The sequence below is a fragment of the Gordonia phthalatica genome, from assembly GCF_001305675.1.
Classification (GTDB): Bacteria; Actinomycetota; Actinomycetes; order Mycobacteriales; family Mycobacteriaceae; genus Gordonia; species Gordonia phthalatica.
Map to the genome: position 1 here is coordinate 4,326,079 of NZ_CP011853.1, position 18,065 is coordinate 4,344,143.

The window sequence follows — 18,065 nt, forward strand, 5'->3', positions numbered from 1 at the left end:
ACCCGAGTTATATCGATGCGATACATTGGTCAATGCATCACGGCGCGATAACGCAGCGAAAGGAGGTCGCGTCATGCTCGAAATGGCGATTCTCGGCCTCCTGCTCGAATCGCCGATGCACGGGTATGAACTTCGCAAACGGCTCACCGGCCTGCTCGGAGCGTTCCGCGCCTTCTCATACGGATCGCTGTATCCGACGCTGCGCCGCATGCAGACCGACGGACTGATCGTCGAGGACGAGCCCGAACAGGTCACCGCGACCAAGGTTCGCCGCGCACGTCGCGTCTACCGGCTCACGCCGGCGGGCGAGGAGCGGTTCGCCGAACTCGTCGCCGACACCGGGCCGCAGAACTACACCGACGACGGCTTCGGCGTTCACCTGGCCTTCTTCAGTCGCACTCCCGCCGTCGCGCGGATGCGGATCCTGGAGGGTCGCCGACGCCAGGTCGAGGAACGACGCGAAGGACTGCGCGAACTGATCGGACGGACCACCCGGTCCACCGACCAGTACTACACCCGCCAGATGCACGAACTCAGCCTGGAGACCAGCGAACGCGAGGTCCAGTGGCTGAACAAGATGATCGCCGACGAGGCCTCCGGTTCGGTCGGCTCCCCAGAACATCGCTCCGCGACGCCGGACTCGGCGACGCAGAACGACGCAAGTAAGAACTCGGCGGCACAGCAATCCGCCGTACCGCTGCAACAAGAAGGAGATCCCGACCATGGGTGATACCAACAAAGTGCGCGTAGCCATCGTTGGCGTGGGTAACTGCGCTTCATCCTTGGTTCAGGGCGTGCACTACTACAAGGACGCCGATCCCACCGCTGAGGTCCCCGGCCTCATGCACGTCAAGTTCGGTGACTACCACGTCCGCGACGTCGAGTTCGTCGCCGCGTTCGACGTCGACGCCAAGAAGGTCGGCTTCGACCTCTCCGAGGCGATCAACAACAGCGAGAACAACACCATCAAGATCGCTGACGTTCCGCCGCTGAACGTCCCGGTCCAGCGTGGCCACACCCTCGACGGTCTCGGCAAGTACTACAAGGAGACCATCACCGAGGCCGACGGTGAAGGCGTCGACGTCGTTCAGACGCTGAAGGACCTCGAGGTCGACGTTCTCGTCAGCTACCTCCCCGTGGGCTCCGAGCAGGCCGACAAGTTCTACGCGCAGTGCGCCATCGACGCGAACGTCGCGTTCGTCAACGCCCTGCCGGTGTTCATCGCCTCCGACCCCGAGTGGGCCGAGAAGTTCCGCGCCGCCGGTGTCCCGATCGTCGGCGACGACATCAAGAGCCAGGTCGGCGCCACCATCACGCACCGCGTCATGGCGAAGCTGTTCGAGGACCGCGGTGTCGCTCTGGACCGCACCTACCAGCTGAACGTCGGTGGCAACATGGACTTCAAGAACATGCTCGAGCGTGAGCGTCTCGAGTCCAAGAAGGTCAGCAAGACGCAGGCCGTCACCAGCAACCTGCACGGTTCGCTCGCGAACAAGGTGTACGACAAGAACGTGCACATCGGCCCGTCCGACTACGTCGCATGGCTCGACGACCGCAAGTGGGCGTACGTCCGCCTCGAGGGTCGCGCCTTCGGCGACGTGCCGCTGAACCTGGAGTACAAGCTCGAGGTCTGGGACTCGCCCAACTCGGCCGGCATCATCATCGACGCCGTGCGCGCAGCGAAGATCGCCAAGGACCGCGGCCTCGGCGGCCCGATCCTCCCGGCTTCGGCCTACCTGATGAAGAGCCCGCCCGTGCAGGTCGCCGACGACAAGGCCCGCGCACAGCTCGAAGCCTTCATCATCGGCGCCGACTAGTCGGTAGCGCTCGACCAACGCCCGCCCCGGTCTCTTCCCGGGGCGGGCGTTGTCGTGTCTGCGTACCAGGCGCACATTCCAGGCTGATCGAGTGCCGCCTGCGAGCGCAGCGATCCCTTGTCGGCCAGTCGTCTCATCAGCCGCCGCGCACAGCACGCAGCGCCTCGGCGACGTCCTCGCGCGACGGAGTCCGCGGCTCGAAATCCCGTCGGCGCAAATACTCCATGAAGTCGTCCGGCGGACAGAAGCAATGGTTCTCGACGAGATAGGTCAGCGAATCGTTCCAGATCCATTCACCGTCGGTCCGCAGGCTCAGCGGTAAGACCGGAGCGTCCGAGCCGGCCAGCGGATCGGGCATCTTCTCCGTATTACGGAACACGATGCCACCCGCTTTCAAGTAGGCGACGACGCGATCGGCCTCGGCACGCTCCAGCGGAGCCCGGGAGTCGTCCAACCGCAGTTCACCAGCCGGACCAGTGACGTCTCGCCACGGAGACACCGCTTTCCACTCCGCCATGATCAGGCACCGCCTTTCGGTTTGAAGGTCTTCCATTCTCCAGGTTCACCGGGGACCTGCAGCATGCCGCCGAACATCGATGTCGACTTCGACTCCGCGATCTGGGCTGGGTAGTCCTTACCCAACGGGTTCGGGCTCACTTCCTCGGTCGGCGCTGTCACCTCGACCCCGAGCTCATCGGCGAGTTGTTGCGCGAAACCGTTCGGGTCCTGTCCCGTCTCACACGAGAACAGCCTGATCGGCTCCCCGTTCCACTCCGTCGACTGTTGCACGATGTTCGCGAATTCCGCCGCATCAACGGTGTGGTCGACCCCGTCGGCCCCTGGGACGCTGACGGAATCCGGAGAACCATGCAGGTCCAGCACATATTCGCCCGGGTAGTCGGGGACGTCTGCAGTGCTCGAGAGGATGTCGTCGCCAGGTGCGAAGAATGCTGAGCCGACGTCGGTCTTCGTGTGGGCGGGCTCGAATGCGCCGATGTCGGTGGCATGCTCGACCGCATCTTCAGTTGCGGCCGCCGCAGAGTCCCAGCCCTCGTACACAGTCGCATCCGCGACTTCGTCCGGCATCGTCGGAGTGTCACTCGACGTGGCGAGCTTCTCCGCAACGGAAGCATCGAACACGACTTTCGCATCTGCGCTGTCCGTTGCCAAGGCTTCGGCCTCGAACAATGCCTTGGCCTGCTCACTGGACTGTGCCACCTCCTCGGCCTCGGCCACCAGGTCGGCTTCGTCCGGCGCATCTGCGAGAGCTTCGGCGTCACCGCTGTCGAGTGACCCGACATCTTCCGGCTCCTCGGTGACCTCGTCGAGAGGATCGGGCGAGGCCTCCACCGCATTGTCTTCGGGCTCGTCAGGTACTCCGAACTCGCCGACCTCGTCGGGACTGTCGAATGAACCGGGCTCATCGGTGTCGGCGACAGCATCAGAGGTGGGCAGTTGTTCGTCGAGCGCCGCATCGAGGTCGGCCGGCATCTCGTCGGCCGAGGTCACCGTCTCCTGCGCGTGGGCGACCACGTCCGTTGCCTCGGGAACCTCTTCCGCCGTGTCGTCACCCGCCGGTTTCACGAGGTCCGAAACCTGATCGTCAGGTTCGTCGACAGCCTCGTCGAGCGGGACGTCTGCATCAGCTCCACCGACGTCGGCAGTCTCGCTGTCGAGCGCCTCTGCAGCCGCCACGTCGACGACCTCGTCTTCAGCCCAGTCCTCCGGTGCCGGGTCAGGCGTGTTCACCTCAGGAGTCTCCGCAGCGATCTCCCCCCAGTCCTCGTCGGCGACTTCTGCCGCGTCGCCATACTCAGGGTCCTCCGAGGAGGACACGTCCTCGGCCTCGACCTCATCCCAGCCCGCAGGTTCTGCGTCCGCCGGCACATCACCGAGTTCGGGTATCGGTTCCTCGTCGACGTCGGAAGCTTCGGCAGACCAGTCCTCAGCGATCGCGCTGACATCGGCAGCCGAGGAATCCTCCGCGGGAACCTCTGCCGGCGCGTCGGCTCCCGCGTCGTTGAAACTCGCACCGTCGATGACAGGTTCATCGACGATCGACACGTCCGGTTCGACGAATGTCGCAGGCTCCGGAGAGTCGTAGAGGTCGCTCACCGTTCGGTCTTCACGATCCGGTTCCGCTGATCGATCAGTCGCGAGATCTTCTCCAACGTGGCTCCGCTCTCGCCGCGAGACGCTGCAGAGGCCAGCCCGTCGACTGCCAATTGCAGTTCCCATTCGGTACTGGCTGATCCGGGTACACCCTTGAACGGAGACATCGAAATCTGTTCGGCGACTTGCCGCGCCCGCTTCTTGAGCACCGGATCCGTCTCCTGCGCAGCCACGTTCTGTACGTGAAGTGCCATCCGACGCAGATCCGCGACGGCCGCCTTGTTCTCAGTCGTCAGCGCCGCGTCTCGCTCGGATGTCGACTTCGCAGACATCGCGATGCTGATGAACAACCCCAGCGTCACGATGTCCGCAGCCAGAATCCACTTCCACGAGATCACCGGCACGAGCGCGATGGCCGCGATAATCACCGCGGCCACGAAGTACGGCCACACCAGCAGTTCGTAGCTTCCGGAGTAGACCGTGCTGGCCTCTCGACCCGGGGCCTGGGTCGGGAACCACACCATCACGATGTAGAAGAGCAGGACGAATATCAACGCGATGATGACACCGGGACTGAACAGACTCGCGGGCAGCAGCAGCACGAGCAGGAGACCGACCACAACGGGCGGGATCACGGCTGCCAGCAAGAAGCGTTTCATCACATTCCTCCAATTCGGGTACCGCACTCACCACAGAACTTCGCACCTGGTGCTGCGCCCGCCCCACAGCCGGGACAGGACGCGGCCAGCCGCGTTCCACACTCAGAACAGAACTTCGCCTCCGCCGGCTGCCCAGCACCGCAGTTTCCACACGAGATGGAACCGGATGGAGGAGCGGTCGGCGCAGCGGGCATGAAGTCCGTCGGCACCGAAGCAGCGGGAGGCTCCGGCGCAGACTGCTGGCTCGCGGGCTGTGACGGCGGCACGATGAGATTGCGGGCCATGTCGTCGAAGACGCCGCTGGCGGCCATGCCGAATCCGATGCCGGCACCTGTCGATGCGATTCCGCCAGCGCCCGGGTTATTGGCCAGATCACGGAGAATCTCGGCGGATTGCAGGCGCCCCCAGTCCGCACCGAGGACATCCATCGCGCCCTTGTCACCGAGCGCAGTCTGTATCTTCACCTGACTGTCTGCGACTCCATGCTTGACCTTCATCGCGATGTCGAGTTCGTTCTGCTCGAACTGGGCGCGATACGTGTCATCCGGAATATCAATCGCGGCGATGTAGAAGTCGACCATCTCGACGCCGTAGTCGTCGAGCAGAGGCATCAGAGTCTCTTTGATTCCGCCGGCCAACTGGGCCTTCTTGTTCGCGACGTTGAGAATTTCTTCGTTCGCGTTCATGAGGTGATCGGCGATGGCGTCCTTGATGTACTGACTGAACGCCGACCGGTAATAGGAATTGAGTTCCTGGTCCGTCATCTGCCGAACATTGCCGACGAGCTTGATCAAGAACCTCTTCGCGTCGACGATCTGCAAGCTGTACGAGCCGCGGGCCGTGACCTTGGTCGGCACCCGCATGATCGGGTCACGCACCTGGATCGGACTGTCGGTGCCCCACTTCATCTCGAGTCGGTGCACCTTGTTCACAAAGTAGACCTGCGAGGTGAAGACGTTCTTTCCCGAAGACAGCTTGCTGCGGAGCTTGGTCAGGAACGGATGGTTGCGTGTGTCCAACGTGTAGCGGCCACCCTGAAACACCTCCATGGCCAACCCGTCTTGGAAGAAGACGGCTTCTTCAGACTCGTTGACGATCAACTGCGATCGGTCGAAGAAGTCCTCCCCGTCGAATTTCCAGGCGACGACCGAGTTGTCACCCGCGCCCCTCTCGTTCTGGATGACATCAAATACCCGCATTCGATTACCCTTCTCTTACCGCTTGAGCACTGAGGACTGCAGCTTCAAACCCGCTCGGGAGCCGAAGCTCCGTCTCGAATCTGACGAGCCTTAGAAAATACACTCGAATCATGTCCAGAAGCGTGTCGTCGACGTTGGAGTACCTCTTGTCGAGTGATCGAGCATGCGTTCGAATCCTGCGATAGACCGCCCGAACCGTGTCAAGATCCGAAGACACGGTGACATGCGCCCAAAAGATGCGGGACGCGAATTGCCTGGCCACCTCGGAGCGAGTGGCATCCCATTCCGGAATGAGGTCACACTCCGGGAACGGCTTCAGCAATTCCTGGCGAGAATCGAAGTAGCGCAACCTCGACTTCAATCGTTCGTCATCGATGCTGATGCTGATGCCCATTGTCGAGCGGTAGTCGGGCGTCACCAACTCCTCGGCCTCCTCAAGCCGATCATGAAAGAGAAACGCCTCGCCCGGACGCAGGCCACTGAGCCTCCGCACCTGTTCGGCACCCATGTTCATCGAGTTCCCGAGGATCTCTCGATCCTCGGCCTCAACGATGCGAAACGCCAACTTGATGTTGGTCAGTGCGATGACGTCTCCACCGACCTTTCGTGGCGACTGGTCCGCGATCGCGATTCCGACACCGTAGGACCGGATCTCGGCGAGCATGCGTTTCAAAATGCCCTGCGCGACGGCCGCGGGCGACGCGGCACCCTCCTGCCCCGTGTCGGACGCTTCGAAGAGGACGTGTGCCTCCTCCAGAAGCAGCACTTGCCGCAGATCACCCGTACCGACGGTGTTCGCGTTGTGATAGCTCAACTGTTGCAACAGAATCAGTGCGACCCAGAGCGCCTTCTCCGCCGAGTTCTCGATCGCTGACAGCTCGATGAGCGTGGGACGGGTACACAGGTCCTCGACCGGGATGCTCTTGTAGGTGTCGAATACGCGCACCATGCCGGCCAGGCGAACGAGGCCGGCACGCCCGATGTTCGCGGCCTCGCCGGTGTATCCGACTTGGTCGATGGCACTGCGGAAGGCATCAACGAAATCTCTCACGTTCGGCACCGGGTGCCCCACCCCCAGGTCGTCGGAGTCGAGCCATCCGAACTGGGAGTAGAGATTGTCGAGAGCCGCTTCGAACAGTCTGTCGAGCGGGGAGGCCATCGTGACGGCCGCGCCGAATGCACTCTTGAGCACCGTCTTGTGGTTCTCGCTTCGCACCCCTTCGCCTGGCCTGAACGGGTTCATCACCAGCGGCGAAAGCCAACTCTTTCCCGGAGTGAACACCTGCAGATCTGGGATCGACTCGATCAACGCGCGGTATTCGTTCTTCGCCGGCTCAATGACCAGGAACGGGATCTTGTGCTTGTGCCAGAGCGTGTCGAGCATGCCGACGTTGAAGGTGGTCTTACCTGATCCGGGCGTTCCCGTGACGAACATGTGCTTGGTGAGGTCGTTGAGCGTGAAGCCGAGCGGCACCCCGGCACCGGCCGCGCCGATCGCTCCGACCTCGAGGTCGTTGTCGACCACTCCCGCGAGATACGTACGGCTCCGTCGAACCGTGTGGTGCACCCGGAAACCCGCCCCGACGCGGTCCGTACCGAACGGTATGCGAAAAAGCTGGCTCGCTTCCGCGGCCGTTGCCAGCAAGGGAAGGCGACGGGCGGCAGACGGCGTCTCCGCAGGCCACACTCTGCCCGGAGCGGCCGCGTCGACGGCAGCGAAGACCCTCCACGGCAGGGCAGTCTCGTCGAGGCCGACGCCGAGGTTCCCGCTGTCCATCGGGAGTCGCACCACGTCGAAGAATCCACCGTCAACGCTTCCCGCCAGCGCTCCGGTCATCCGACTGGACAACTGCCGTCGACTGCTTGGACGCCCACCGATCACGACGCTGGTCTGGAACACCGACCCTGCGAGCCGATCGGCGTAGTACCCGTATGTCTCGGCGGGACGCTTCGCTGTCGCGAACGACATCCCGGCCATCGAAGGGTCCTGGATGCCCCTCTCTATCGCTCCGAGTCCAAGGGCCACAGTAGACACCAAGTCGGACTCGGCACCGCTGAATCCGTCGACGATGAGCTGGATCGACACGTGCGAACCGGGCGAGTCGACCAGAGTGTCGTACAGGCGATTCAGGTTGATCGCCTCAGCGGGGAACCGGTCGTACACCAGCGCCGCGGGAAGGGCCGCATTGTGAAATTGAACAATGCGCGCGCGACGGACGAGCGCTGAAAGTCCGTCTTCTGATGACTGCGAACGAAGCCTGGCGATGTCGCCGGTCCCCGTCTCGGACACGTCGAACCCGGACCCGACCAAGGCACTGCGGCCGAGGCTGAGCCCGTCGACCACCGCCGCCTCGCTGAGTTCCTCGGTGTCAGCGAGCGCGCGGACGATCAGGAACGTGCGGATCTCGCCCGTGTGGACCTGGCCGATCGCTGGATTGGACACGAAGAGCAGTTCGAGCGCCAAGCTCCCGGCAGATCCGAGCGCATTGTCCAGGCTCGCGATCTCGTCGAGGAACAGGGAGAACTCGTGACGAACGTGCTCTGTCAGATCACCGTCCGGATGCTGCTCCCGAATCACAGATTCCGACGGGATCCGCAGTATCTCGACGGCTTCGACACTTGCACAGCGCGAGTTGCCCAGCTTTCGTGTGTCCATTGACCGCTCTCCGCACGAGACGTTCCTGGGGCAGCCACGGCACCGAGGTCGGCGATGTGACTGCCCCAGGCAGAGTTCGTCCTAGTCCTGACGCTGCTGGATCACCGAGCGAGCAGAAGCGACGGCCTGATGCAGAACTTCGTCGTTGTAGGCCAGGAGCTCAATGGGTTGGCCGCCCGAGTTACGCAGCAGCATCAAGTCCAATCGCACCATTTCGTGCTCGCCGTTCCGGTCGCTTACCTCAAACTCTCGCTCTGAGGTGCTCACCGACACGATGTGCCGGTAGAAGTACTCTTCCGTGCTTCCCGCCCGATCCTGAGGCTTCAGAATGTTGTACCGATGACTGTAGAGGTGAACAGACTTCTCCGAGAAGAGGAGCACGTTCACGATGTTGCCGGCCGTCCGCCAGACACCGTCTTCGCCGCGCTTGCCCACAGACTTGAAGTCCTGGCCCACGAGAACGACCTCTTCGGCGACGAGAGACTCCGGGACCAGACCGAATCGCCTATACGCCTCATCCAGTGCCGGCCGCGCACCAGCGTCGATGACTTCCTGCACTTCGGCATCACTGACCCTGGTGGCGCTCTTGATCTGGTAGATCCAGAAGCCACCGGCCGCGATCACGAGCAGACCGACCAGGATCATCATCGTCGACGAGGCCGCTGCGCCGATCAGGAGCACAACCAGGCCACCCGCGATCGTCTTCACCGCGGGCGAGATGCTCTTGTCCGGTGCGAAATACTTTTCCAACTGGGAGACGTCAACCATTCGTTTCTCTTCCTTAGAGGGATTCCATGCCACTAGTCAAAGGGTGGGGTCCGAACGAGGCACCGCTAGGTCATCGGCGTCTTCGTCAGATCATGAATGAATTGGATGTCTTCTTGAGACACTCCGAACGACGAAGCGACGTCGAACTCTTCTCCCGAGGTCGGCAACTGCCGGATTCGCTTACGTTCGAAGAAGTCTGCCCGAATGAGTCCTGAGAGGTAGTAGAAGGCCCCGCGAGATTCCAGCATCTTCGCCGATTCGAGGTCGTTGAGCGATTCGCGCAGGACATCCATGGATCCGAGCGCCGGACGCTTGCCACCGAGCCGAGCGATCGCCGAGTAGAAGTACGCTTCCGGATTGTCCACGTTGTAACTGATGGCGTCACTGACCTGGACTAACGCCCGAGCATGCTGCCCGAGTTTCAGGAGACAGATGGCGAGCGCGAGCTTGACGTCGGGATCCATTCCCTCTTTCAAGAAGCCCTCGTACGCCTTGACATACTTCGAGACATCGGGACCGGACCAGTCACGAACCGAGGAGAACTGGGTGATCAGAACCGGCCGACCACAGTATTCGCACTCGTTCGCCGACAGTTCGGCGGGTGCGCCACACCCCGGGCAGACGGTGTCGTGGACGATTGCGGCCATTTCGCTTGGTTTCAATCCTTGCTCTATGCACCCGCTGACCATCACAATTTGACGATCCAACGCAGGTGAAAGTGATTCTCAGAACTCTGTGCAGAAATCGCCGCCCCCTACGACGACCACGACTCGACATCTTGCTGACGCAGCATAGGCACGACATTTCTTTTAGGGCAAGACAACTCGGACAGATTACTCCGTCTGGGCGACATCTCGACCAACCCCTGTCCCCAGAAAAGGGGCCAGCCTCTGTGCAGATCGGATCATTCAGCGACTACCCGATCCGATGATTGGATAGGGCTCGAGTATCCAACCGAGTGACTGGCTGGGCCGTGTTGCCTAGTAGGACCCACGCTCGGTTTGTGAATACCGTCCCCGGACCGTATCCCGATCCGAACCGCCACGTGTGTCCGGCAACCGAGCGACAAGGAGCGGGCAGGTAGCTCGCGCGATCGATCGGACCGCCTCGTCGACATCGCCCCGGCCAACGGCTGCGGCCGCGAGCGCCATACAGCACGCGTCCAGCGTCGCCGGCGCCACGTCCTCGGCGAACCTGTCCACCACCTGACGCATGACGTCGACAGTGAGCAGCCCTCCCGCATCATTCGCCACCACACCGTCGATCACCGTCGGCCAATCCTCGTCGGGGAGGCCCTCCAGGCGCTGGGCGAACCCAGCGGACCATGAGCCCTGCTCGTCGCTGTCGGCGCCCACGAGCAGGCTCTGCACGATCACGGCAACAACCACCACTCTGTTCCAGCGAGGGTGATCGTCGGCCGGTATCAAGGCCAACAGCTCTTCCATGCGTTCAGATCCACGATTTCCAGTGCAGCCGAGAAGTGCCGCAGAGGGGACGGTCAAGTCCACACGGACGTCGTACATCGCCTCGCAGAACGGACGCCCCTCCTGGACGACTGCGACATGCGCCCGCCGCGCCAGCGCAGCGATCGCAGTCTGCGCGGAGTCGTCCATCGTCACTCATCAGCCCGGACGCCGAGCGATCCATCGAGTCGCAGCCACCCATCGGACACCATCGCGAGCAGGAGCTGAGCCTTGTTTGCGATCGGTCGGCCGGCAGCCTCATACCGCCGAGCGACGCGCCGATAGTGGGTGCGGACAGTTGATTCGGCGATGTGGTGGTGCGTGGCCGTCTCTCTGACCGTGTCGCCGAGAACGTATGTCGCAAGCACCTCCTGCTCCCGACTCGACACCGTCACCGGTTCGATCGACGGAGTTCCGAGCATCCGGCCCAGGACGGCCCGGATCTCCGTTCCGGCGTTGCCACCGTTCTGCACGAGCCGGGCTGCACCCAACACCGGCCCAGAGTGCGGTCCGTCGACGAGGACGATCACACCCATGCGCGCGAGCACGGCGGGTTCTGCGGCGTTCACCGACTCCGCACCGTGTGCCAGAAGAATCCTCGGAAGTGTCCGCCGCGTCCTCAAGTCGTACGGTTCGACCGCCTCTGCCGCATACCCGAGGGACCTAACCCACGCAGCCGTCGCCTCCCGCTCGAAAGAACTCGGTGACATGACACCGATTGCATCGGTCAGAAGAATTTCGCGCCGCCGAATCGATCGAACAGAGCCGCTCACACTCGGCACGGGTCGCGCCGCACGATCATGCGCCCGGTACCCCGGGCCGTATGCAGCACTCCTACTCGGCACATTCATCATCCACAAGCCTCTCCGCTCTCCCCCAGGAGAAGTCTTCTGCGTCTGGGGGCTCGTTTCAGGTGGGTGGATGCCCTTTCCGACAGCCGATCAGGTTGATCCGCGCATGACGCCGACGCACTCCGTGTGTGATCACGCATGAGAGTCGGGTGATTCGGTAGAATCTGACCAGTGTCCACCGGCCTGCGCATCCTGATCGCCTCACCTCTCGGCCGGATCGTCGCGGCCCCTCTCGAGGCCGGATTCCCCGAAGTGACAGTCACCGTCGCCACCACCGAGTCCGAGTTCGACCGTGCCGTCACCGGTCGTGTCCGCTACGACGTCGTCGTCGCCGACCTCATCTGGAACCAACCGCAGATGGAATGGACTTTCGACGGGCTCGACGCCATCGACCGCCTCCGCGAGGTGGACCGTCTCGCACCGGTGATCCTCGCGACACAGGGGCACACCATGGAGCGCGACCACCTCGACGAGGCACGCCTCCGCCCAGAGGTGTGGGGCGTGTTCCCGAAGTCCGCGGGTCTGCACCCGTTCATGGACTCCATCCGCTCTGTAGCGCTCGGCAACCGCCTGCCGATGGCACCGCCCTCGCACTCTGCCGAACCGTTGTACAGCCATCTGCAGGGACGACGGGGCTCGACGGCCGGCCGCCTCGCCGGCGCGATCGCCGCAGGTCGCGCCAGTGACAACGCTTCCCTGGCGACCGCTGCTCGCGTTTCACCCAGCACCGCCAACAAGGTGACCAGCCACTATCTCGGGCCGATCATGGTCGCGCGCCACGAGCACGACGAATCGCTGCCGCTCACCCAGGGGTCCGTGTACCGCTGGTGCGGCCTGCACGCCCGCTATCTCGTCAGTTGGTGTCGTCGCAACGGCCACGCCGACGTGCTCGACGCCGACGTCTGATCCCAGCCCTGCCCCTCCCCGCCGCGTACGGTTACCCCATGGCAGTTCGGAACCACCAGTGATCCTTCGCATCTTCGGAACATCGGTCGTCATCTCGGTGGCGGCGCTCGTCGCCGCCTATCTGTACGGCGGGACCACGGCGCTCCTCCTGACGCTGATCCTCGGTGTTCTGGAGGTGTCGCTCTCGTTCGACAACGCGGTCATCAACGCGACGGTCCTGCGCCGGATGAGCCATTTCTGGCAGCAGATGTTCCTGACCGTCGGCATCGTCGTCGCGGTCTTCGGCATGCGGTTGGCGTTCCCGCTGGCGGTCGTGTGGATCACCGCGGGCCTCAACCCGGTCGACGCGCTCGACCTCGCGTTGAATCCGCCGACCGACGGCTCCGCGACGTACGAGAGCATCATCCTCGCCGCGCACCCGCAGATCGCGTCGTTCGGCGGCATGTTCCTGCTGATGCTGTTCCTCGGCTTCATCTTCCAGGACAAGGAACTCACCTGGCTCACCTGGATTGAGGAGCCGCTCAAACGCGTCGGCCGGTTGAAGGAGGTGTCGGTCGCGGTGGCCCTCACCGCGTTGGTCATCACCGCAGTGTTCATCGCCCCCGACGACGAGACGTCGACGGTGATGCTCGCCGGCTCACTAGGCATGGTCACCTACATCGTGGTCAGCGGCTTGGGCGACCTGTTCCACGTCGACGAGGAGGGCGAGTCCGACGGACCGTCGGCCCTGGTCCAACTGACCGGCAAGGCCGCCTTCTTCCTGTTCATCTACCTGGAGGTGCTCGACGCGTCGTTCTCGTTCGACGGCGTCATCGGTGCCTTCGCGATCACCGCGGACCCGATCATCATCGCGTTGGGCCTCGGCCTGATCGGCGCGCTGTTCGTCCGATCGCTGACGATCTTCATGGTCCGGCAGGGCACCCTGTCCGAGTACGTGTACCTGGAGCACGGCGCACACTGGGCCATCGGCGCGCTGTCGGTGATCCTCCTGTACTCGATCGGCACGCCGGTCCCCGAGGTGATCACCGGGCTGATCGGTGTCGTGTTCATCGCCGCCGCATTCGTCAGCAGCCTCATCTACCGCCGTCAGGAGTCGGTCGACGCCTGACGGCGCGCGCCCGCCCCGGACTGCGCTCGACCTGATGGATCCGTAGGATCCCGGGGATGGATTCCTCCGCGTCGACCCTGATCGTCGCCTTCCTCGTGTTGGCGGCCCCGGTCCTCACGCGCGCTGTCGCCCGCTGGGTCAAGGTTCCGATCCTCGTCTTCGAGCTGGTGCTCGGCATCATCGCGGGTCCCTCGGTCTTCAACTGGGTTCAGCAGTCCGACGTTCTGGCGAATCTGTCGACGTTCGGCGTGGACATCCTGTTCTTCGTCGCCGGCACGGAGGTCACGCGGTCCGCGATGCACGGTCGGACCGCGCATCGCGCCTGGCTGGGCTGGGTGATCAGCATCGCGGCGGGCATCGGAGCAGGCTTCCTCATCTCCCCCGGTCTGGGTGCCGTTATCATCGGCATCAGCCTCGCGTCGACGGCGCTCGGGACGCTGATGCCGATCCTCCGCGACTCCGGCGTCCTCGGCACGCCGCTCGGCGATTCCGTCGGCGCGATCGGAGTGATCGGCGAGTTCGGTCCGATCTTCGCGATCTCCCTGTTCCTCGGCAGCCGATCCTTCGGTGCCGCGGGCCTGGTCCTGATCGGCTTCGTCGTCGTCGCGGTCCTCGCACTCATCCAGGTGAGTCGGGCCTCGCATCACCGCCTGCACGACTTCGTCGAAGCGACCCTCCACACGTCGGCGCAGTTCGCGGTCCGCGCCGTCATCGCGATCCTCACCCTGCTCGTGTTCTTGGCCAACTTTCTCGACATCGACATCCTGGTCGGCGCGTTCACCGCGGGCATCCTCTGGCGGCTGATGATCCGCGACGCCGACGAGGACACCCGCCAGTCGGTCGAAGCGAAGATCGACGCCGTCGCGTTCGGCTTCCTGGTGCCGATCTTCTTCGTGTACACCGGCATCAAGTTCGACCTTCAGGCGCTGCTGCACGAGCCGCTCGCGATCGCTCTGATCCCCGCATTCCTCGTCGGCCTGCTCGTGATCCGTGGCATTCCATCCATGCTCGCCGCCCCGGAGGGATCGACGTGGTCCGAGAAGATCTCCGTCGGTCTGTTCGGCGCCACCGGGCTGCCGATCATCGTCGTCGTCTCCGAGATCGGCATGCAGCAGGACGTCCTGGACAGCGCGGATGCCGCGATCCTCGTGGGCGGCGGCCTGTTCTCCGTGCTGATCTTCCCGCTGATCGCGGTGTTCCTCCGGGACCGCGCAGCAGCGCCCGCCCGAACCTAACTGGTTTGTTCCCGGTGGAAATCTCTCTCGCCGGACTCAACTGCGTTGGGCAGCGACGAAAGAGAGGCGACCGAACACCTGAGCGCCGTCGCGGCCAGCAGGTCGGGCGACCCAGCCGTCGATATCGCTGAAATCAGGCCGACTGCGGCTGTCCGACGGCGATTTCGGGCTGTCGCAGTTTCGAAATCGATGATCGCTCTCCTCCCGCTGGCCGAATGAATACTCGGTCGGCGGGAGGTGGCCGGTCCCTTCATTGGCCTCTCATGCAGTGGCCAGGTGCCCTCCGGTGATGGCCTTGAGAATGTTGTTGACCAAGGCGTGGAATGCGAATTCGGAAGCGGCACGATCGATTCCACGACTGGTGAATCGCCGGAATCGGAGATTGTGCTTGGCCTGCCCGAACGGTGTTTCGGCGATGTGACTGCGCTGGGAGTACAGCGCTCGACCCTCCTGCGTGGCCAGCTCGTAGGTCATTTTCTCGATCGGCGGAGCATTCTTGGCAGGCGGACTCAACTCGCTGGTGTCGCGCGGGAGCTTGTGTGATTTCGCGGTGGCGATCAACCGTTTGGGGCCGGCCGCGGTGAGGTTGTCTTCGGCGAGGTACCCGGCATCGGCGAGCAGGGTCCCGATCTGAGCAGGGCCGGCCTCATACCCGGGTGGCCGGTGTTCGGTCAGGATCGCGACGGCCTTGACGGCCTTGTCCATCATCGGAATGAACGTCGGCGCATCGATCGGGCCGTCGCCGACGCCGGTGGCGATGATCAGGCCGTCGGAGGTGGTGACGGCCTGGCAGTTGTAGCCCTGCACCCAGCCGCCGCCCCGCAACGGCATCGGCCGCGACTGCGGGTCGGTGATGTTGCCGAGGTTGTCGGTGTTGGCGCGATGCGGTCTACTCGTCGCCCGATTGGTCAATATCCGCTGTTTGTACTCGCGCTGCTTCTGCCGTTCGGCATCCCGGCGGGTCTGCCAGGCGTGGGTTTCCGCGCATGCTTTGGCGAGGCGATCGTAGGCATCACGGACCTTCTTGGTGTCCTCGACCGGCAACGGCGGACGCCCCAACCCACTGGCTGCATGCCGATCGATCTTGGCCTGCTGCCGATCACGAGCCTTCTGCACGCCGGCTTCAGCGACTTCGATACGCATCTCGATCGGCGGGGGCCCAACACGTCGAGAACCGTTGGTCCACTCCTGTTTCCACTGCGTCACGAACTCGGCCCGCTCGGCGTCCTCGGCGGCCCGCTTGGCTTCGAGGGCCTCGAAATCAATGGGCGTGGACTGCTTGTCCTCGGCTGCCTTGTTCAATGCCCGAACATTTTCCAACGCTGCATCGATGCGTTTGAGGCGATCAGATTTGAGCAGCTCGTCGGGAACGGACTGGTTGTCATCGTCGTCGGCGTCGTTGGCCGCATGCTCGGCATCAGCCTCGCGCGCGGCTTTGTTGAGCTTTTCCCGCAAGGCGGCCACCTCTGCCTCGCGGGCCTTCACCAACGATTTCTCGGTGCGGTTCTTCGCCATCGAGGCGTTCGAAGCGATCTTGACCCCGTCCAAGGCGACCACGCCGACCTTGCCCATCCCGAGCTGAGCGCACGCGGCCAGCACCTGCGTGAACAACGCCGGCATCACCGGTGAGGCCTGCGCCCGGAACCGCGCGACCGTCGCGTGATCAGGCGGATCGCCGCCGCAGATGACGCGGAAGGCGATGTCCCGATGGCACAGGCGCTCCAGCTTCCGCGACGAGCGTTCCCCGTGCGCCCACCCCCAGATCAACAGCGTCAGCAGCATGTCCGGGTCGTAGCCGCGGCGCCCGACCCCACCGGTCTTACGCAGCGCATGCAGCCCCGAGGTGTCCAGGCGGTCGACCAGTGAGATCACCAACCAGACCGGATCATCGGCCGGCAACCACTCCCGCATGCTCGGAGGCAACAGAAACTGCTGATCGCGGTCGACCGCCCGATAATCCTTCGCCACACCACCATTATCGCAGGTCAGGACCACATTCTACGCAGATTTACCGACAAACCTCGTAAATCAAACTGCGACAGCCCGATTTTTCCCTCGGCGAGGCGCAGACGGCCTGATTTTGGCAGTAGGGCCTCACTGTCGACTGCGCACGGACGGACGGGGTGGCTGGCTGCACCCTGAGGGAGGTCGCCGCATCATTTGTCGACCAGTGGCACGGGGCAGGCCTCCTCGCCCGGCGAACTGCCGACGTCAGCCTTCTATCACCTGGAATCAATCATCTAGGCACCGACGACCAGCGGCCGGAATCCGCCCAGAGCGGCAGGCCACCCCGGACCGTGCGCGGCCATCGCGGCGACCGCTCCCATGCCGTCGTCGACGAGAAGCCAGTCGATCTCCCCGACCGCCGCGGCCATGCGCCGCCGGAAGGTGTCCCCGTAGAGCGCGTTCCGCATCATTCCCCCGCTCAGGACGACGCGACCCGGACGCGTCGCCGCGCCGATCGCCCTCTCGACGGTGCCGACGAGCTCAGCGATCTGCCGATCGACGATCCCGAGCGCGGCATCGTCACCGGCGGCCGCCGCGTCGCACACTCCGACAGCGAACCGCGCGATCTGCGCCTTCATCTGCGGACCGGCCACCGCGAGCTCGCGGAACCGTCCGATGATTCCAGCGGCGTCGACGTCGTACGTCCGGCAGAAGGCATCGACCAGCGCGGAACATTGATCGTCGTCCGCATCCCGTTTCACGCGGCGGATCCCGTCGAGCCCGATCCAGAACCCGGCGCCCTCGTCGGCGGCGACCCAATCGTGGCCGCCGCGCTGCACGACGCCGCCGGCAGCGGTGCGCATCAAGACGTTGGAGCCGGTCCCGGCGACGATCACCCCGTCCGCATCGTGACCGAGGAACAGCGCGACGGCGTCGTTCACGAAGGTCAGCGTGCTGACGGCTCCACCGAAGGCGTCCGCGACCACGGACTCGGCGGCGGCCCGGTACTCGGCGCGCAGGCTGTCGACGAAGCCGGCGGCGGCGATCACCACGGCGACATCGCTGCCGACGAGCCCGAGACCGCGGTACCGCTCCTCGACCGGCTCCAGGAGTTTGCGAAGAACTGTGCCGATGCGCGACGGTTCCAGGTATCCGGACAGCGATGCCTCGCCGTCGATCCGCGCCCGCTCTTCGCCGTCGACGATCAGCGCGATACGACTGCTGGTTCCGCCGCAGTCGACGACGACGCTGACGGCAACGCCCTCGCCGACTCGTCCCGTTTCCTCCGTCACGGCCCAACCGTACTGTGAGCGCCCGACACAGCGGACGCGGACAGCGGCGTTG

At 64.1% G+C, this 18,065-nt stretch carries 16 protein-coding genes; 5 read left to right on the forward strand and 11 right to left on the reverse strand.

The genetic code is table 11. From position 1 onward, the window contains the following. Positions 1-73: 73 nt before the first annotated feature. Both ACH46_RS20250 and ACH46_RS20255 read left to right on the forward strand, forming a co-directional pair. A complete protein-coding gene (locus ACH46_RS20250; RefSeq protein WP_062394634.1) occupies positions 74-730 on the forward strand; it encodes a PadR family transcriptional regulator in 657 nt (218 codons plus the stop codon). Further along, on the forward strand, positions 723-1,817 hold the full coding sequence (locus tag ACH46_RS20255; RefSeq protein ID WP_062394635.1) for an inositol-3-phosphate synthase: 1,095 nt from the start codon (positions 723-725) through the stop codon (positions 1,815-1,817). Before ACH46_RS20250 ends, ACH46_RS20255 begins: the two co-directional genes overlap by 8 nt. 136 nt (positions 1,818-1,953) lie before the next feature. On the opposite strand, the gene ACH46_RS20260 is transcribed toward ACH46_RS20255, so the two are convergent. The 9 genes from ACH46_RS20260 to ACH46_RS20990 form a co-directional block, all read right to left on the reverse strand. Beyond that, positions 1,954-2,334, reverse strand: a complete 381-nt coding sequence (locus ACH46_RS20260; RefSeq protein ID WP_062394637.1) for a hypothetical protein — start codon at positions 2,332-2,334, stop codon at positions 1,954-1,956. A gap of 2 nt (positions 2,335-2,336) precedes the next feature. Then, a complete protein-coding gene (locus ACH46_RS20265) occupies positions 2,337-3,932 on the reverse strand; it encodes a prolipoprotein diacylglyceryl transferase (RefSeq protein ID WP_062394639.1) in 1,596 nt (531 codons plus the stop codon). Then, entirely contained in the window at positions 3,929-4,588 is a 660-nt protein-coding gene (locus ACH46_RS20270; protein ID WP_062394640.1) for a hypothetical protein, read from the reverse strand. Before ACH46_RS20270 ends, ACH46_RS20265 begins: the two co-directional genes overlap by 4 nt. Further along, complete coding sequence (locus ACH46_RS20275) at positions 4,588-5,787, reverse strand: SPFH domain-containing protein (RefSeq protein WP_062394642.1); 1,200 nt, start codon at positions 5,785-5,787, stop codon at positions 4,588-4,590. The genes ACH46_RS20270 and ACH46_RS20275 overlap by 1 nt, the downstream gene beginning before the upstream one ends. A gap of 4 nt (positions 5,788-5,791) precedes the next feature. Then, positions 5,792-8,443: an ATP-binding protein gene (locus ACH46_RS20280; protein WP_157851114.1), complete on the reverse strand. Its 2,652-nt coding sequence runs from the start codon at positions 8,441-8,443 to the stop codon at positions 5,792-5,794. Positions 8,444-8,524: 81 nt separating this feature from the next. After that, on the reverse strand, positions 8,525-9,211 hold the full coding sequence (locus ACH46_RS20285) for a hypothetical protein (RefSeq protein ID WP_062394645.1): 687 nt from the start codon (positions 9,209-9,211) through the stop codon (positions 8,525-8,527). A gap of 65 nt (positions 9,212-9,276) precedes the next feature. Then, positions 9,277-9,858: a tetratricopeptide repeat protein gene (locus ACH46_RS20290; protein ID WP_062394647.1), complete on the reverse strand. Its 582-nt coding sequence runs from the start codon at positions 9,856-9,858 to the stop codon at positions 9,277-9,279. 333 nt (positions 9,859-10,191) lie between these two features. After that, positions 10,192-10,824, reverse strand: a complete 633-nt coding sequence (locus ACH46_RS20295; protein ID WP_062394648.1) for a hypothetical protein — start codon at positions 10,822-10,824, stop codon at positions 10,192-10,194. Between the two features lie 2 nt (positions 10,825-10,826). After that, complete coding sequence (locus ACH46_RS20990) at positions 10,827-11,456, reverse strand: helix-turn-helix transcriptional regulator (protein ID WP_226995699.1); 630 nt, start codon at positions 11,454-11,456, stop codon at positions 10,827-10,829. Positions 11,457-11,696: 240 nt separating this feature from the next. Here ACH46_RS20990 and ACH46_RS20305 point away from each other — a divergent pair, with 240 nt between their 5' ends. The 3 genes from ACH46_RS20305 to ACH46_RS20315 are packed head-to-tail and all read left to right on the forward strand — an operon-like array spanning position 11,697 to position 14,774. Continuing rightward, the gene (locus tag ACH46_RS20305; protein ID WP_062394651.1) at positions 11,697-12,431 is read left to right on the forward strand and encodes an MSMEG_1198 family transcriptional regulator; all 735 of its coding nucleotides are present in this window, start codon (positions 11,697-11,699) and stop codon (positions 12,429-12,431) included. A 58-nt stretch (positions 12,432-12,489) separates the two neighbouring features. Beyond that, complete coding sequence (locus ACH46_RS20310) at positions 12,490-13,539, forward strand: DUF475 domain-containing protein (protein ID WP_062394653.1); 1,050 nt, start codon at positions 12,490-12,492, stop codon at positions 13,537-13,539. 56 nt (positions 13,540-13,595) lie between these two features. Next, positions 13,596-14,774: a cation:proton antiporter gene (locus ACH46_RS20315; protein ID WP_062394654.1), complete on the forward strand. Its 1,179-nt coding sequence runs from the start codon at positions 13,596-13,598 to the stop codon at positions 14,772-14,774. Between the two features lie 261 nt (positions 14,775-15,035). Here ACH46_RS20315 and ACH46_RS20320 read toward each other — a convergent pair whose 3' ends face one another. Next, positions 15,036-16,742: a transposase gene (locus tag ACH46_RS20320; protein ID WP_062391563.1), complete on the reverse strand. Its 1,707-nt coding sequence runs from the start codon at positions 16,740-16,742 to the stop codon at positions 15,036-15,038. A gap of 272 nt (positions 16,743-17,014) precedes the next feature. After that, complete coding sequence (locus ACH46_RS20325; protein ID WP_062394656.1) at positions 17,015-18,013, reverse strand: BadF/BadG/BcrA/BcrD ATPase family protein; 999 nt, start codon at positions 18,011-18,013, stop codon at positions 17,015-17,017. Positions 18,014-18,065 lie beyond the last annotated feature (52 nt).

Coding starts and splice junctions, on each gene's coding strand:
- ACH46_RS20270 (WP_062394640.1), bottom strand. CDS start 4,588: ATGAAACGCTTCTTGCTGGCAGCCGTGATCCCGCCCGTTGTGGTCGGT.
- ACH46_RS20290 (WP_062394647.1), bottom strand. CDS start 9,858: ATGGCCGCAATCGTCCACGACACCGTCTGCCCGGGGTGTGGCGCACCC.
- ACH46_RS20295 (WP_062394648.1), bottom strand. CDS start 10,824: ATGGACGACTCCGCGCAGACTGCGATCGCTGCGCTGGCGCGGCGGGCG.
- ACH46_RS20280 (WP_157851114.1), bottom strand. CDS start 8,443: ATGGACACACGAAAGCTGGGCAACTCGCGCTGTGCAAGTGTCGAAGCC.
- ACH46_RS20255 (WP_062394635.1), top strand. CDS start 723: ATGGGTGATACCAACAAAGTGCGCGTAGCCATCGTTGGCGTGGGTAAC.
- ACH46_RS20260 (WP_062394637.1), bottom strand. CDS start 2,334: ATGGCGGAGTGGAAAGCGGTGTCTCCGTGGCGAGACGTCACTGGTCCG.
- ACH46_RS20250 (WP_062394634.1), top strand. CDS start 74: ATGCTCGAAATGGCGATTCTCGGCCTCCTGCTCGAATCGCCGATGCAC.
- ACH46_RS20275 (WP_062394642.1), bottom strand. CDS start 5,787: ATGCGGGTATTTGATGTCATCCAGAACGAGAGGGGCGCGGGTGACAAC.
- ACH46_RS20315 (WP_062394654.1), top strand. CDS start 13,596: ATGGATTCCTCCGCGTCGACCCTGATCGTCGCCTTCCTCGTGTTGGCG.
- ACH46_RS20285 (WP_062394645.1), bottom strand. CDS start 9,211: ATGGTTGACGTCTCCCAGTTGGAAAAGTATTTCGCACCGGACAAGAGC.